This window comes from Streptococcus salivarius, from assembly GCF_002094975.1.
GTDB lineage: Bacteria > Bacillota > Bacilli > Lactobacillales > Streptococcaceae > Streptococcus > Streptococcus salivarius_D.
In genome coordinates, this window is sequence record NZ_CP015283.1 from 1,820,109 (window position 1) to 1,836,454 (window position 16,346).

Consider the following 16,346-nt stretch of genomic DNA (forward strand, 5'->3'; position numbering starts at 1 on the left):
GCACTTTCAGAAATAATGTTGAGTCAGAAACCGTATTATACTTGACAAATGGTAGAAAAGAGCCCCAAAAAAGAAGACCCTTGGGATCTTCTTTCTATTGTTTCTATTTAAGTACTACTTAAATTATTTTACTGTGCGGATACGCATAGTGTTTGTACCACCTGTACCTACTGGAACACCAGCAACGATAACAATGTTGTCACCAGATTCTACAAGACCTGATTCCAATGCAACTTTTTCAGCAACATCAAACATATCATCAGTTGAGCTTGGTTTTTCAGTAACTACTGGAATAACACCCCAGTTAAGCATCAATGATTTTTGAGTAATTTCATCGAATGTTACAGCTAAGATATCAGCTTCTGGACGGTATTTAGAAATCAAACGAGCAGTGTTACCTGATTCAGTAAGAGCAACAACAAGTTTAATATCCATTGAGTTAGTAGCATCTTTAACTGCAGACGCAACTACTTCAGTCTTAGTTGAACGGTCAAATGTTGATGAATCAAGACGTCCATACTCTTTAAGAAGAGTTTGAGCGTTTTTATCAATTGTAGCCATTGTACGAACTGATTCAACTGGGTATTTACCATTTGCAGACTCACCAGAAAGCATTGTAGCATCTGTACCATCGATAACTGCGTTAAATACGTCAGATACTTCAGAACGAGTTGCACGTGGTTTTTCTGTCATTGTTTCAAGCATGTTAGTAGCTGTAACAACAACTTTACCAGCAGCGTTTACTTTAGTGATGATCATTTTTTGGTAAACTGGAACCATTTCGAATGGTACTTCGATACCCATGTCACCACGAGCGATCATGATACCGTCAGCAGCTTCGATGATTTCATCGATGTTATCGATACCTTGTTGGTTTTCGATTTTAGCCAACAATTGAACGTGACCGTTACCAGTTTCTTCACAGATAGCACGAACTTCTTGTACGTCTTTTGCAGTACGTACGAATGAGATAGCGATAAAGTTAAGACCTTGTTCAAGACCAAAACGGATATCAGCGTTATCACGTTCAGCAAGTGCTGGGAAAGGAATTTTAGTGTAAGGGATGTTTACACCTTTTTGTTTAGCGATGATACCATCATTTTCAACTTCAACGATGAATTCACGTTTTTCAGCATCTTTGTCTACTACACGAAGACCAAGTTTACCATCATCGACAAGAACTTGTTTACCAACTTCTACATCGTCAAAAACGTCAAGTGCACCTGCAACGTTCAAAGCGATAACGTCGCGAGTTGATTTGATACCTTGTTTAGTAGCAACACGAATTTGTTCACCAGTTTTGTATGCATACTCTTTAGCATCACCTTCGAACAATTCAGTACGGATTTCAGGTCCTTTTGTATCAAGAAGGAAACCTACTTTTTGACCAGCAAGGTCTTCTGCCATACGAACGACATCCATACGTTCACCTTGTTCAGCGTGGTCACCATGTGAGAAGTTGAAACGGAAAACGTTGGCACCTTCCTTGATCAATTGAGCAATGTTTTTAGCAGATGCTTCACGGTCAAGTTTTTCACCCCAGTAACCATCTTCACCAAATTTTTTGCCGCCACGGATTTCAACCGCAGGACCAAGTGTTGCAACGATTTTTACACGTTTATTCATGATAAATAAAAACTCCCTTATATTTTTTGTCGCCTTAGCGACGGATTAACAATAATTTAAGTAACTGAGATTAGCTCAAGTTAGACAATGAACGGTTAAGGTCTGCAAAGTCAAGACGAGCTTTGTGTGGATTGTTAACGATAATTTTACCGTCTTCAGTAAGACTGAACAAAGCGCCTTCTTCTGCTGTACCAAGGATTGGGCTTTCAACAAGCTCTTCATTGTGGATACCAACAGCTACACCACCAATACCTTGTTTAAGGAGGTCAACCGCATGTGCACCCATCCATGAAGCAAGAACACGGTCACGCGCAGTTGGTGAACCACCACGAACCACGTGTCCAATGTTTGTTGCACGAAGATCTGAAGTATCTCCAGCTTCTTTCATTTTAGCTGCAAATTCTTCAGCCTCCATAACACCTTCAGCAAGTACGATTACGTGGTGAGTTTTAGCACCTGATTCGTAACCTTCTTTAACTTTACGGACAACTTCGTTGATGTCGTACTCTTCTTCAGGTACGATAATTTGGTCTGCACCAGAAGCAATACCAGCCCAAAGTGCGATATCACCAGCGTTACGTCCCATAACTTCAACGACAAAAGTACGTCCGTGACTGAAAGCAGTGTCTTGAATCTTATCGATAGCTTCTGTTGCAGTTGCAACAGCAGTATCAAAACCAATTGTATAGTCTGTACCAACGATATCGTTATCGATAGTTCCTGGAAGACCAACAGCTGGGAAACCATGTTCAGTCAAACGCATAGCACCATGGTAAGAACCATCTCCACCAATAACTACTACACCTTCGATTCCATGTTTTTTAAGTTGCTCAATACCTTTAAGTTGACCCTCAAGTTGGGCAAACTCAGGATAGCGAGCAGACTGAAGGAAAGTACCACCACGGCTGAGGATGTTGTCTACGCCTTTGGCATCAAGTTGGAAGATATCTCCTTCAACCATACCAGCGTATCCACGGTTAATGCCGAATACTTCGATTCCTTCAGAAATTGCTTTGAGAACAACTGCACGAGCGGCAGCGTTCATACCAGGGGCATCTCCACCACTAGTCAAAACAGCAATACGTTTCATTATTCCTGATACTCCTTTTATATATTTAACATTTTCATTATAACACAAAGAATTCTAAATGGCTTTAAATTTGAAAAGATTTATTGTTTTTTTTTTATCGTAAAACCGTTTTCAACACATAAGGTGCTAATTCCTGATTAAGTTCCTCGTTCTTGGCTACTCTATATCTTTGACTAACGATGGTTTCCTTACTTCCTTGATAACGAATAATGACAGGGATGTTTCCAGGATATTTAGCTAAGATTTGAGAAACTTCAATGTCTTTATCATGATTTTCAAGCAAGATCCAAAAACGCTCTGTACTAGCTTCCTCCATGTTTGATAAAATTAACTGAATGCGTCCGTCACGCTCTTGAGTCCGTCCCTCTAAATAAAAGAGACCACCTTCACTTAATTTATCCTTATGATAGAAATAAGTTTCTGGGAATAGAGTAACATCAAGTTTATTGATCCCATCAGTTACGTTCAGAAAGGCCATCTGATCACCTTTTTTAGTTCTGATAATTCGAACGGACTCTAGCTGAACCAAAACAGTCGCCTTATTATTAACCGTCAAATCAGAAATTGGTTGATAGGGACGAGAGGCCATTTTTTGAGCTAGGTGTAAAGGATGAGGACTAAGCCCAACTCCTAGTAACTCCTGTTCTAAATTATAACGATCCGTCTGGCTATAGTCTTCATAATCAACCCAAGAATAAGAGGACTCTGCAAACAAACTTCCTAACTCATTGACAAAAGTAAAGAGGTTGTTTAAATTGCCAATGATTTTCTGACGATTTGGTTCAAAAATATCAAACAAACCAATCTGGATGAGAGGTGTCAAAATATCGACTTTCTGATATTTACTAGGAATACGTGTTAAAAAGTCTTCTATAGAAATGTATTTGCCATTTTGTTTGCGATCCTCAATAATCCAAAGGGCAAAATCTCTTGGTAAGCCTTTGATAGTCTTAAGGCCTAATACAATCTTGCCATCTGAAATCTTGTCCAGATAGGGAATCCTATTAATATCGAGGCTAGCTAGGGAGAATCCATTTTCAATTGCATCCTTAATGTAATCACTTGACGAATAATTTAACATGACGTCATAGAATATCTGTGGGTAGTGCGTTTTGAAATAGGCTAACTGAAAGGCCAAAGCTGAGTAAGCATAGGCATGACTTCTATTAAAGCCATAACCCGCAAACTTAGCCATCATACTAAAGAGGCGTTCAGCAATCTGTGGGTCACGTCCCAACTGACGACTTCCTTCCATGAACTCCTCGGACATCTTGGACATTTCATTGGCATCTTTTTTAGACATCGCTCGACGAAGCAAATCGGCTTTTCCGAGTGTAAAGCCCGCAAATACTTGGGCAATCTGCATAACCTGCTCCTGATAGAGCATGATGCCATAAGTAGGCTCAAGAATTGGTGCAACTACTGGATCAATGAGATCTACTTTTTCCTTACCGTATTTACGAGCAATGAAATTATCTGTATAATCGCTAGCTCCAGGACGGTTAAGAGAGGTTGTCGCTACGACTTCTTCGAACTTAGCAGGTTTAATTCGTTTAAGGAGGTTTATGGCACCCGCCTGCTCAAACTGAAAAATCCCCTTGGTCTTACCACTGGCAAAAAGTGCTAGGGTCTGTGGATCTTCCAAGTCAATGGATTTGATATCAATAGTGATGCCCTGCTCTTCTTCAAGCTTCTCCTTCATTTTTTGAACAAAGGTCAAATTACGGAGGCCCAAGAAATCCATCTTAAGCAAGCCATTGGCCTCGACTGCGGAGGCATCGTACTGAGTAACCATCATATCCTCACCAGCTTTTAGTGGAATATGGTTGGTAAGATCATCATCACTCATTACTATACCAGCAGCATGGATTGAGGTCTGTCTTGGCTGGCCTTCAATAGCCTTAGCAATTTCAAAAGCTCTCTGAAATTCCTGTCTCTGATTAATCAACTGTCTAAATGACATATTCTTCTCATAGACAGAAGTCAGATTGTCACGAAAAGAAATCTTTTTACTTAGTTGGGACAGTTCAAATTCCTTAGCACCGAAACGTTTAAAAACATCTCGAATAGCCTGCTTGGCTCCAAAGGTTGAAAAGGTAACAATCTGAGCAGAGTGCTTACTACCATAACGGTCCCTAACATAATGAAGAAACTCACTTCGATAGATATCAGGCAAGTCGATATCAATATCAGGCATGCTATAACGCTCTTCATTTAGGAAACGCTCGAAAAGCAAGTCATTTTTAACGGGATCAATTCCAGTAATATCGAGGACATAGGCCACCAAGCTTCCTGCAGCAGAGCCACGCCCCATTCCCATATAATAACCACGGCTACGCCCAAAGCTTAACAAGTCCCAGACAATCAAGAAATAATCATCAAAGCCCATCTGATGAATGATAGACAATTCTTTATCTAAACGTTCCTGATAAACTGCTGAGGTTAACTTTTTAGACTCCAATCCAGATTGAGCTAATTGACGTAATTGGTCAACTGCTGGCATATCACGATTAAAACGGGGAAGCTTCAAATCCGTATCAAATTGATAAGTAATGTCTGAAACAAGTTGCTCCAAATTGTTCAAAGCCTCTGGAATATCACTATAGGCACTTTCAATTTCTTGAGGCGAGAAAAGAAGCTGATTCATAGGACAAATAGAGGCCTCTGACAAGGAAACGTTTTGTGAGATGGCATGCAACATCTGAATCGTCGAGCGGTCTGCATTCTCAAAGTAACGCACTGTATGTAAAGGAACTACAGGATAATCAAACTCTTTACCAACATCCTCTGGCCTCACCCCAATGAAAACCTCTGAACCAAGAGTCATCCCTGGCTCCCAGTCTTCACTTGGAAGGATGAGGGCAATAGCGTTTAGATAGTCCGAAAAAGCTGTAAATTCACGCTGTCCCGAGGAAAGCTCTGTTGCCAACTTCATCAAATTTTTATAGCCCTGATTATTTTTAGCTAATAGACGAAAAGGAATTTTTCTTCCCTCGTAAAATAGATTAGCTTCCATACCAATCAAAGGACGTAAACCGTTTCTACTTGCAAGCTGGGCAAAATGATAGGCAGCATAGAGATTGTCACGATCCATTAAACCAAGGGCTTGGTAGCCAAGCTCTTTGGCACGCGCAACGTAGCTGTTCAAGTCTACGACACTATCCATGAAACTATAGACGGATTTTGTATCCAATTGTGCAAACATGAAGGCCTCCTTTCTATCTTTCTATTATAGCATACGCTACTTGCAAAAACGCCTCTACCATATTAACTGTTTCAAACAAAAAGAATGAGATAGAACAACATTTTTGATATTGTCCTTATCCCATTCTTTTAAGTACTCATTATTTTTTTACTAACACATCATTGCTTCTGATAGCAAGATTGAATATCAAAGTTTAGAAAAACAACTTAGTCCCTTATTGCCAATATGATGGGCGTTGTTTTTCATAGGCAGCAATCAAATCTTCATATTGAAGAGTGATTCCAATATCATCAAGCCCTTCAACCAATTTACGTTTCCACTCATGATCGATATCAAATGGAAACTCTCCTGCTGAAGATTTAATGACTTGGTTTGGAAGGTCAATCGTGATTTCTTCACCCGCAGGAAGGGCAGCCAATTTTTGACGTACTTCCAAGGGTTGAACGATTGGCAACATACCATTCTTCAATTCGTTGTTATAGTGGATATCTGAAAATGATCCAGCGATAACACAGCGGAAACCATAGTCTTCCAATGCCCATGCAGCGTGTTCACGAGATGATCCTGAACCAAAGTTATCACCAGTAACCAAAATAGTCGCATCGCGATACTCAGGTTTGTTGAAGACAAAATCAGGATTTTCTTCGTAGTCATCATTAAGATAACGCCATTCAAACATCAAATTCTTACCAAAGCCTTTTTTATCAACAGCTTTCAAGAATTGTTTGGGAATGAGTTGGTCCGTATCGATGTTATCATTCATCAAAGGTACTGATTTCCCTGTATAGACGGTAAATTTTTCCATTATCTTCTCCCTTATGCTTGAACTTCTGGCATATCGCGTACATCTACAAATTTACCAGCGATTGCCGCAGCTGCTGCCATTGCTGGACTACAAAGGTGAGTACGAGCTCCATATCCTTGACGTCCCTCGAAGTTACGGTTACTTGTAGATGCACAGTGAACGCCTTCTGGAACATGGTCTGGGTTCATACCAAGACACATTGAGCAACCTGGATCACGCCATTCAAATCCCGCATCCAAGAAAATTTTATCCAAACCAAGACGTTCAGCTTCTTTCTTAACTGGACGTGAACCTGGAACAACAATAGCTGTTAATGTTGGTGCGATATGTTTTCCTTTGACGAATTTAGCAGCTAACTCAAGGTCGCTGAGACGTGCGTTAGTACAAGAACCAATAAAGACATAGCCAAGATCGATATCTTTAGCATATTCGCCAGGCTTAACATCCATATACTCGTAAGCACGTTCATCATTAAAGTCTTTGATTTCTGGGAATGGTTGATCAAACTCAACACCCATTTCAGGGTTAGTTCCCCATGTAACCATAGGTGCCAATTCTGAAACATCAATAGTGATTACTTTATCATATTCAGCATCTGGATCTGAAACCAAGGTTTTCCAGTCAGCTACTGCTTCTTCAAACTTCTCACCCTTAGGTGCGCATGGACGCCCTTCAACATAATCATAAGTTTTTTGGTCTGGATTCATAAGACCCATCTTAGCACCAAATTCAATAGACATGTTACAGATAGTCATGCGTTCATCCATTGAAAGTGCATCAATAGCTTCACCACAATATTCAACCGCGTATCCTACACCAGCATCAACACCATAGCGTGCAATAAGTGCAAGAATAAAGTCTTTTGAATAGACACCTGGCTGAGGTTTACCAACAAATTTCACCTTCATTTTCTTAGGTTTTACTTGCCACAAACATTGTGTCGCAAAGACATGTTCTACCTCAGATGTACCAATACCAAAGGCAATGGCACCAAAGGCACCGTGAGTAGCCGTATGACTATCCCCACAGACGACAAATTTACCGGGTTGACTGCGACCTGTTTCAGGACCAACCATGTGGACAATCCCCTGACGAGCAGTACCGTGGGTAGCCGCATCAATACCAAATTCTTCAACGTTTTTCGCCAAAGTATCAATTTGGTTTTTAGAAATAAGGTCACGAATGTTAAAAATATCAACCGTAGGAACGTTGTGGTCTGTCGTACCAAAAGTTAAATCTGGGCGACGAACTTTACGTCCAGCATCACGAAGTCCTTGAAAGGCCTGTGGACTTGTAACCTCGTGAATATAATGCTGATCCACATACATCAATTGTGGTTCGCCCTCGTTTCCAGTAACGACGTGGCGTTCCCAAAGTTTATCAAAAATTGATTTTCCGCTCATAAAATACTCCAAATATAATCTAAGGATTAGCTAATCCGAAAGTCTTGTTAGAATAAGGTATAAAATAACGACATCAATAACAATGCCCATAAGCCAACATAGCTTAAAATACCATTTGTTAATTTTATGTCTAAAAAATTTCCCACCTAGAAAGGCACCAATACCACCGAAAATCAGAGTCTGCAATAATAATGCCTTCTCAGAAATCCGTCTTTTATGTTGAATGGCCTTGCTTTTATCAAGTCCATAAGCACATAAAACAAGGAGATTCCATACCAACAAAACGCTTAGTAACACTAGTTTTAGTGTCATGAGTTTAGAGATTGCTAATAATAGCTGCTGTCATTTCAGCAGTCGAAGCCTGACCACCCAAATCACGTGTCAAGATGCCTTGGTTCAAGGTCTTATCAACAGCATTTTCAATCAATTCTGCCCCTTCAGTTTCATTGAAACTTTCACGCAACATCATAGCTACTGATAAAATCATTGAAATTGGGTTGGCAATACCTTGACCAGCGATGTCTGGTGCTGAACCATGGATTGGTTCATAAAGACTAGGACCATTTTCAGAATGACTGGCAGATGGCATAACACCTAAAGTTCCTGGAAGGACACTTGATTCATCAGACAAGATATCTCCAAAAAGATTTTCTGTCACAACCACATCAAAACGAGCTGGGTTGGTAATCATAATCATTGCGGCACTATCAACGAGTTGGTGTTCAAGAGTTACATCTGGAAACTCCAAAGAAACTTCATCAGCAATCTTACGCCACAATTTAGAAGTCGCCAAGACATTTTGTTTATCAATGCTAGTGACCTTTTTGCCACGACCTTGAGCAATCTTGAAAGCACGACGCATGATACGACGAATCTCATCTGCTGAATAATCATTGATATCACGAGCCTTATCTTCTTCGAGAATATGCTCACCAAAGTAAATCCCACCTGTAAGCTCACGAACAACGACAAAATCTACGCCCTCGATACGCTCTGGTTTAAGAGGTGACAAGTGTTTCAAAGCATCAAAGATGCGGACAGGACGGATATTAGCAAAGAGATTCAACTCTTTACGAATGGCCAAAAGTCCTTGTTCAGGACGTACTGGCGCATTGTCATATTTAGGTCCACCAATTGCAGCCAAGAGGATAGCATCTGCTGATTTAGCAGCATCCAAAGTTGACTTAGGAAGTGGATGACCTTCGGCATCAATACCAGCACCACCAAATGGTTTAGCATCAATGTCATAATCAAATCCAATTTTTGAAGCTACTTTTTCAAGAACTTCAAGACCCGCTGCCATAATCTCAGGTCCAATTCCATCACCTGAAAGTGTTACAATTTTCTTTGTCATGTTTAAATCCTCTTTGGCTTATGGAAGGTCACGATAAGAAACCTTACGTGCCATCTCACCAGCATTTTCTTTTTGAACCAATGTATTAGCATTGATATAGGCAATTGCTGATGCTTTCAAAACATCAAAGTCCAAACCAGATGCATTGAAAATAGTATCTGTATCTACATTTTCAACAGTTACAAGTACACGCGCTTGCGCATCAATACCATCAGTTACAGCGTCAATATTATAAGAAGTCAAGCGAACTGTTTGGTTGAAGAATTTATCAATAGCATTGAAAATAGCTTCAACTGACCCTTGTCCATTGGCCAAAAATTCTACAGATTCACCGTCTTCATTAGCCAAGCTTACTGTAGCAGTGATTGTTTCATCAGCATTAGTAGTCAAGCGAAGATCTTCGAAGTGGAAACCTTCTGGATTATCTACACTAGTACCAGCAACAAGGGCACGAATGTCTGCATCTGTGATATCATGTTTTTTCCCAGCCAAGACTTTAAATTTGGCAAAGAGTGGTTTGATATCTTCTTCAACAAAGTCAAGCTCAAGTTCTTTCAATTTTTCAACAAAGGCATGACGTCCTGACAATTTACCAAGAGGAAGACTGTTACTCTTCACACCTACCAATTCTGGTGTGAAGATTTCATAAGTTTGTGGGTTCTTAAGAACACCATCTTGGTGGATACCTGATTCATGAGAGAAGGCATTTCCACCAACAACAGCTTTATTTTTAGGAACAGGAATTCCAGAGAAGCGAGAAACAAGCTCTGAAGTATTCATTGTTTCATTAAGAACAATATCACTTGTTGCTTGGAAAAAGTCTTCACGAATTTTCAAAGCGACAGCTACTTCTTCAAGAGCAACATTACCCGCACGCTCACCAATACCGTTGACTGTTCCCTGAACACGTCCAGCACCATGTTTAATTGCTGTCAAAGTATTTGCAGTTGCCATACCGAGGTCATCGTGACAGTGAACACCAAAGACAACTTTATGGTCTGATTTAATATTTTCAGTCAAGTGATCAAAAATACGTGCAAACTCTTCTGGAGTCGTAAAGCCAACTGTATCAGGAATATTAATATATGAGGCACCAGCATCAACTGCTGTTTGAACAACTTCAGTCAAGAAATCAAGCTCAGTACGAGTAGCATCTTCAGGAGAAAACTCAACAACTTCAAATTTTGAACGTGCATATGACACATGTTCTTTTACAGCTTCAAGAATTTCTTCTTTTGATTTCTTCAATTTAAACTCACGGTGAATAGGACTTGTCGCGATAAAGACATGAATTTGTGGATACTTAGCATCTTTCAAAGCTTCATAACAAGCATCAATATCAGATTTTACTGAACGAGCCAAGCCAGTAACAGAAGTTGTTGTCATAGCTTCTGCAATTTGTTTTACTGCTTCAAATGAATCTGGGCTGGCTGCAGGGAAACCAGCTTCAATTACAGAAATTCCCCATTTTTCAAGTTGCTTAGCAATAGCAACTTTTTCTTTGATTGAGAAGTTAACACCAGGTGTTTGTTCCCCATCACGAAGACTTGTATCAAAAAATTCAACTTTACGCATAGACAATCCTCTTTCTAAAAGTAAAAACGATAGTAGTAAAAAAACATCTCACTCGGAAACCCAAGCGAGATGTTTTTATCTCCCGCTTGGTAAGCCAAACAGGACTAATGCTTTTGCACTAGCCCTCATTACGCAATAGCAAAACTGTTGTAGTTGCGAATGTCATTTGACTCATTTCCTTTCGATGTATCTTGGTTAATATGATACATCTTTCCAACTTGAAAGTCAAGGAAAAAATACTGAATTGACTGACTTTTCTGACCACTATTTACAATTTTTTTCAGGAAAAGAAAAAAGCTGGCTTAAACCAACTTTTTCTTTATTATTGATAACTACTTATCTCAGCTTATTTTCCGAGGTAGTATTCGTTAACAACGTTCAATTTATCGTCAAATTCGAATACCAATGGTGGGAAGTTTGGAATTTCAACATCCATGATTTCGTCATCTGACAATTGTTTGATGTGTTTAACAAGGGCACGGATTGAGTTACCGTGTGCACCTACGAATACGTTTTTACCATCTTTAAGAGCTGGAGCGATTTTATCTTCCCAGAATGGAAGGGCACGTTCCAAAGTAACTTTCAAGTTTTCAGCATCTGGAATTACTGAGTCGTCTAGTGAAGCATAACGACGATCAGTGTGTGCTGAGTGCTCATCATCACGATCCATTGCTGGAGGCAAAACATCGTATGAACGACGCCAGATGTGAACTTGCTCATCACCAAATTGTTCAGCAGCTTCTGCTTTGTTTTTACCAGTCAAACCACCGTAGTGACGTTCGTTCAAGCGCCATGATTTTTCAACTGGAACCCAAAGTTGGTCAGATGCTTCAAGAGCCAAGTTAGTTGTTTTGATCGCACGTTTCAATACTGAAGTGTATGCTTGATCAAATTCGATACCAGCTTCTTTGATCAATTTACCAGCGTCGATAGCTTGTTGAGTACCTTTTTCAGAAAGATCTACGTCAGCCCAACCTGTGAAAAGGTTAGCTTTGTTCCATTCAGACTCACCGTGGCGAGCGAAAACCAATTTTACCATTAGTTATGTCTCCTTTTTATTTTGGGTTAAACCCATTTACTCCTTCTATTCTACCCAAAAAACCTTGAAAAAGCTAGCAAAATCCAAAAAATTCTGTAAAATTCTACTGCATCCTGTCAGTCTCAAAAGCGAGGGTATTAGAAATTCACTTTAGATGCTTTTGCATATCCATTATTTCCTTGTTTTAGGCCTTCATTCATGCTAAAATGAGATGAATTAGTAACATTTTACATTGTGATCTTTAAAGGAGGATCTTATGGTTTCTACTGCTACAAAAGTTGGTCAGTTTACATTTTCTAACTGTCTTATGAATGCTGCGGGTGTTCATTGTATGACTAAGGAAGAATTGGCAGAGGTCGAGGCTTCAGCTGCAGGTTCATTCGTCACAAAAACAGGGACACTTGAAGCCCGCCCTGGTAATCCTGAACCACGTTATGTTAATGTACCTCTTGGGTCAATCAACTCAATGGGCTTGCCAAATAACGGTTTTGAATACTACCTTGACTATGTGATTGAATTGCAAAAGCAACCCAATACCAAAAATCATTTCCTTTCACTAGTTGGTCTCTCACCTGAAGAAACCCACACGATTCTCAAAAAAGTTCAAGAAAGCGACTATGAAGGACTTGTTGAACTCAACCTCTCATGCCCTAACGTTCCTGGTAAACCTCAAATTGCCTATGATTTTGAAACAACAACCGAGATCCTTACTGAAGTCTTCTCTTACTTTACAAAACCTCTTGGTGTGAAATTACCACCATACTTTGATATTGTGCACTTTGACCAAGCTGCTGCAGTGTTTAACCAATTTCCACTTGTCTTTGTTAACTGTGTGAACTCAATTGGTAATGGCCTTTACATTGAAGATGAGTCTGTTGTCATCAAACCTAAGAATGGTTTTGGTGGTATCGGTGGTGACTACATCAAACCTACTGCCTTGGCAAACGTTCACGCTTTCTACCAACGTCTGAAACCTGAAATCCAAATTATTGGTACTGGTGGTGTCAAATCTGGTCGTGATGCCTTTGAACACATCCTTTGTGGTGCAAGTATGGTACAAGTGGGTACTGCCCTTCAAAAAGAAGGTGTCGCTGTTTTTGACCGTATTACTAAAGAACTTAAAGAAATCATGGAAGAAAAAGGTTACGAAACTCTTGAAGACTTCCGAGGAAAACTTCACTACATTGACTAGTCTACAAAAAAAGTTTGGAAGACCTTCCAAACTTTTTTATTATTTGATGAGGATTCTCTTATTAGACAAGACCATCATCGTCACGTTCATCCCAGTCTTCAAAAGGATCCTTGCCCTCTTTCTCAGCTTGAAGACGTTTCTGACGAGCTTCTTCGATTTGTTTTTCACTTGGCTTCATCAGTTTGCTGATAGCAACAATACCTGATAGTTTAATAACAGTAAAAACCAAAAGAAAAATCAATACCACTGTTATGGTTTTCATAGATTTCCTTAACTTATTTTCATATAAATCAAAACCCCTAAAATTTTAGGGGTTTTTACATTATTTAACTGCGTCTTTAAGAGCTTTACCAGCTTTAAATGCAGGAACTTTAGAAGCTGCGATTGAGATAGCTTCACCAGTTTGTGGGTTACGACCTTGACGAGCAGCGCGTTCGCGTACTTCAAAGTTACCGAAACCGATCAATTGTACTTTTTCACCTGCAGCAAGGAATTCTTCGATAGAAGCGAAAACTGCATCTACAGCTGCTGCTGAATCTTTTTTAGTAAGCTCAGTTGCTTCTGCAACTTTAGCGATCAAATCTTGTTTGTTAGCCATTGTAACAATCCTCCAATTTATTTCTAAGCGAATAGTTTTTTTAGCGCTTGAACAAGTATTATCTTATCCTAAAAGGCCTATGAGGTCAAGTAATAAACGCTAATTTAATCGCTTTTTTGCAAAAAGTAAAGGCTTTTTAATTTATTGTCTTATAGATGTCAAATTCGATACGGTCATTAACCAAATCAAGGCTTTGAGCACGTGCTGTAATCCCCTTCTCATTCTTCATAGACTGAATATTTAAGGTAACCTTTCCCTTCTTACTATTGATGGCGATGTAATCAGGGAGGTTAGTTGAACGTTTAATCATCTTAAGGGCATCCGAAACAGGCAGTTTCAAGGTTCCAGCCGAAAGCTCAGAAACATGAAGTACAATTGCTCCTGATTCACTAACAACCGGCGTAAAGTAGACATAAAGAGGGACAGGGTGACCTAAAACCTTATAGCTACTTTCGAAAACAATTTTAGAATTAGTAACCTTGACCTTGAAACGCATCTTATCGGTCGAATAATCTTGGGCAAAGCCCGTAAGAGCAGCGTCAAGCTCCTCCCTTGTCATACTATACTTACCAATTTTAGTTGCTCCCTTAGGTAGGGATACAGAACTCGTCGTCTCCACTGGAGTCATGATTCTATAGGCCACAACACTTACTAAGGCTAGATTTAAGGCCAAGAGTCCTAAAAATAACCACTTCCATATCTTACTCACCTGACCACTCCTTCTTTGTTTGGTTAATACGTTTCAAAATGGCATCTGACATAATTTGATAACCTGTATTATTTGGATGAAAATGATCATCCTCAAAAAGAGCATCATTCAGGCTACCTTGAGAAGAGTTACTAGACTGAGACGTATCATCAGAGCTTGTAACACCGCCCTTACCGTCAATTCCCTTATAAAGCAAATCATTTACAGGAACAAAATAGACATTATCGTACTTCTTGCACACTTCTTCAGTAGATTGGTTCCAATTATCTACAATAGTTTGCATTTCTGTCATCTCTGGAAAATTAAGATAAAAAGGATTGTAAATACCAACAATATAAATTGGCAATGTTTTATTATCCTTACGAGCTAACTCAATAATCTGTCCTAATCTCTTTTGATAGGCCTGAGCTGGCTTAGTGAAGGTGTCTACATTAAGATTAGTGATATTGTCCTTAATGACATGGATTACATCATTACCACCAACTGTCAGAGTCATCACTTTAGCCTTCTTGAGATCTCTTTGAATATCCTTCTTTTCTTGCACTCTCTTGAGAATTTGATTGCTCGTATTCCCTGCGATACCATAGTTGCGAGAGGTCACTTGCCAGTCAAAATCTGACTCTAAGGCCTGAGACAAAACAGGAACGAAGCCCCCTTGATTACTACTATCACCTACACCTTGCGTAAGGGAATCACCGATAGCAACATAGGTGACCTTTTCATTTTTAATAGATTTAATTTTTTCTGCAATTTTTGATGACTGATGCGTACTAGGAACTACAAAAATAAAGAGGCCGATAAATAAGAGAAAAAGCAAGAAGAAGCCTACGAGGCTTCTAACTAATTCTGATTCTTTCCACTTATTCATAACGAACCATTACGGCAAAGGCGCCTTCACCAGTGTGCGTTTGAATGATGGAACCAGTCTCAAGGATTGAAATCGGAGCGCCCAAAACCTCAAGTTTTTCAGCCATTTCATGTGCAAAATCAGGTGTCCCTGCATAAGAAATACCAATCTCTGCCACTTTGCGGTCCTTATCCTTGATACCATTAATATAAGAATCCAACCATTTTGTGAATGTCTTAGCACCACGACCCTTCGCAATCGTATTCAACTGATAGTCTTTCAACTCCATAATGACACGGATATTGAGCAATGAAGATAGTAGACCTGTTACACGTCCAATACGACCACCTTTGACAAGATTCTCAAGGGTAGAAACACCGATATGTAGTTCAGATTTACTTTTCACTTCTTCCACACGTGCTACAATCTCATCTAGACTATCTCCTGCTTCAGCTAATTTGGCTGCTTCAACAACCTGAAACTTAAGGCACTGATCCGTAAAGCCTGAATCGATAACGGTTACATCTGCTCCTGACAGGCTAGCTCCTTGACGTGAAGCTTCACATGTCCCAGAGAGGGTGTGCATGAGGTGGATAGCCACAATCTGTTCTGCACCTTCTTTGACAAGTTTTTCATATGTCTCAGCAAACAAACCTACTGGTGGTTGGCTAGTCTTTGGTAACTCTTTACTATGCTTCATCATATCCAAGAAACGGCCTTCTTCTCGAAGATCACTATCTGAATAGATGACACCGTCCACCATAACCGACAATGGAACAACAGTGATATTATATTTTTCAACCAATTCTGGTTCAATCGTAATTGACGAATCGGTTACAATTCTGATTTTACTCATATTTTTCTCGCTTAACACAAATTTTTATTCTATTATAGCATGACTGG

The 16,346-nt window shown here is 39.6% G+C and carries 15 protein-coding genes; 1 reads left to right on the forward strand and 14 read right to left on the reverse strand.

Features of this window, described 5'->3' with window-relative positions; all coding sequences use genetic code 11:
- Positions 1 to 123 precede the first annotated feature (123 nt).
- The 9 genes from pyk to V471_RS08610 all read right to left on the reverse strand — a co-directional run bounded on the left by pyk (position 124) and on the right by V471_RS08610 (position 12,097).
- Entirely contained in the window at positions 124 to 1,626 is a 1,503-nt protein-coding gene (pyk, locus tag V471_RS08565; protein WP_004182640.1) for a pyruvate kinase, read from the reverse strand.
- Between the two features lie 70 nt (positions 1,627 to 1,696).
- Positions 1,697 to 2,716, reverse strand: a complete 1,020-nt coding sequence (gene pfkA / locus V471_RS08570) for a 6-phosphofructokinase (protein WP_084871405.1) — start codon at positions 2,714 to 2,716, stop codon at positions 1,697 to 1,699.
- A 94-nt stretch (positions 2,717 to 2,810) separates the two neighbouring features.
- On the reverse strand, positions 2,811 to 5,921 hold the full coding sequence (locus tag V471_RS08575) for a DNA polymerase III subunit alpha (protein WP_084871406.1): 3,111 nt from the start codon (positions 5,919 to 5,921) through the stop codon (positions 2,811 to 2,813).
- A 214-nt stretch (positions 5,922 to 6,135) separates the two neighbouring features.
- Entirely contained in the window at positions 6,136 to 6,726 is a 591-nt protein-coding gene (leuD, locus tag V471_RS08580) for a 3-isopropylmalate dehydratase small subunit (protein WP_002884116.1), read from the reverse strand.
- A gap of 11 nt (positions 6,727 to 6,737) precedes the next feature.
- A complete protein-coding gene (gene leuC / locus V471_RS08585; protein ID WP_014633231.1) occupies positions 6,738 to 8,129 on the reverse strand; it encodes a 3-isopropylmalate dehydratase large subunit in 1,392 nt (463 codons plus the stop codon).
- Positions 8,130 to 8,159: 30 nt separating this feature from the next.
- Entirely contained in the window at positions 8,160 to 8,441 is a 282-nt protein-coding gene (locus V471_RS08590; protein WP_004182644.1) for a DUF1294 domain-containing protein, read from the reverse strand.
- 4 nt (positions 8,442 to 8,445) lie between these two features.
- Entirely contained in the window at positions 8,446 to 9,483 is a 1,038-nt protein-coding gene (gene leuB, locus V471_RS08595; protein ID WP_002884071.1) for a 3-isopropylmalate dehydrogenase, read from the reverse strand.
- Between the two features lie 18 nt (positions 9,484 to 9,501).
- Complete coding sequence (locus V471_RS08600; protein ID WP_004182645.1) at positions 9,502 to 11,058, reverse strand: 2-isopropylmalate synthase; 1,557 nt, start codon at positions 11,056 to 11,058, stop codon at positions 9,502 to 9,504.
- A 346-nt stretch (positions 11,059 to 11,404) separates the two neighbouring features.
- A complete protein-coding gene (locus V471_RS08610) occupies positions 11,405 to 12,097 on the reverse strand; it encodes a phosphoglycerate mutase (RefSeq protein ID WP_004182646.1) in 693 nt (230 codons plus the stop codon).
- Positions 12,098 to 12,353: 256 nt separating this feature from the next.
- Between V471_RS08610 and V471_RS08615 the strand changes: the two genes are divergently transcribed.
- A complete protein-coding gene (locus V471_RS08615) occupies positions 12,354 to 13,289 on the forward strand; it encodes a dihydroorotate oxidase (RefSeq protein ID WP_004182647.1) in 936 nt (311 codons plus the stop codon).
- A 61-nt stretch (positions 13,290 to 13,350) separates the two neighbouring features.
- Here the strand turns inward: V471_RS08615 and V471_RS08620 are convergent, their stop codons facing one another.
- The 5 genes from V471_RS08620 to V471_RS08640 all read right to left on the reverse strand — a co-directional run bounded on the left by V471_RS08620 (position 13,351) and on the right by V471_RS08640 (position 16,299).
- Positions 13,351 to 13,551 carry a hypothetical protein gene (locus V471_RS08620; protein WP_002883994.1) on the reverse strand — a complete coding sequence of 67 codons (201 nt, stop codon included), beginning with the start codon at positions 13,549 to 13,551 and terminating at the stop codon, positions 13,351 to 13,353.
- Positions 13,552 to 13,611: 60 nt separating this feature from the next.
- Positions 13,612 to 13,887, reverse strand: a complete 276-nt coding sequence (locus V471_RS08625) for an HU family DNA-binding protein (protein ID WP_002884048.1) — start codon at positions 13,885 to 13,887, stop codon at positions 13,612 to 13,614.
- Between the two features lie 136 nt (positions 13,888 to 14,023).
- Entirely contained in the window at positions 14,024 to 14,596 is a 573-nt protein-coding gene (locus V471_RS08630) for a YpmS family protein (protein WP_004182648.1), read from the reverse strand.
- Entirely contained in the window at positions 14,589 to 15,464 is an 876-nt protein-coding gene (locus V471_RS08635; protein WP_004182649.1) for an SGNH/GDSL hydrolase family protein, read from the reverse strand. The genes V471_RS08630 and V471_RS08635 overlap by 8 nt, the downstream gene beginning before the upstream one ends.
- A complete protein-coding gene (locus V471_RS08640) occupies positions 15,457 to 16,299 on the reverse strand; it encodes a DegV family protein (protein WP_045768844.1) in 843 nt (280 codons plus the stop codon). The genes V471_RS08635 and V471_RS08640 overlap by 8 nt, the downstream gene beginning before the upstream one ends.
- Between the last annotated feature and the right edge of the window lie 47 nt (positions 16,300 to 16,346).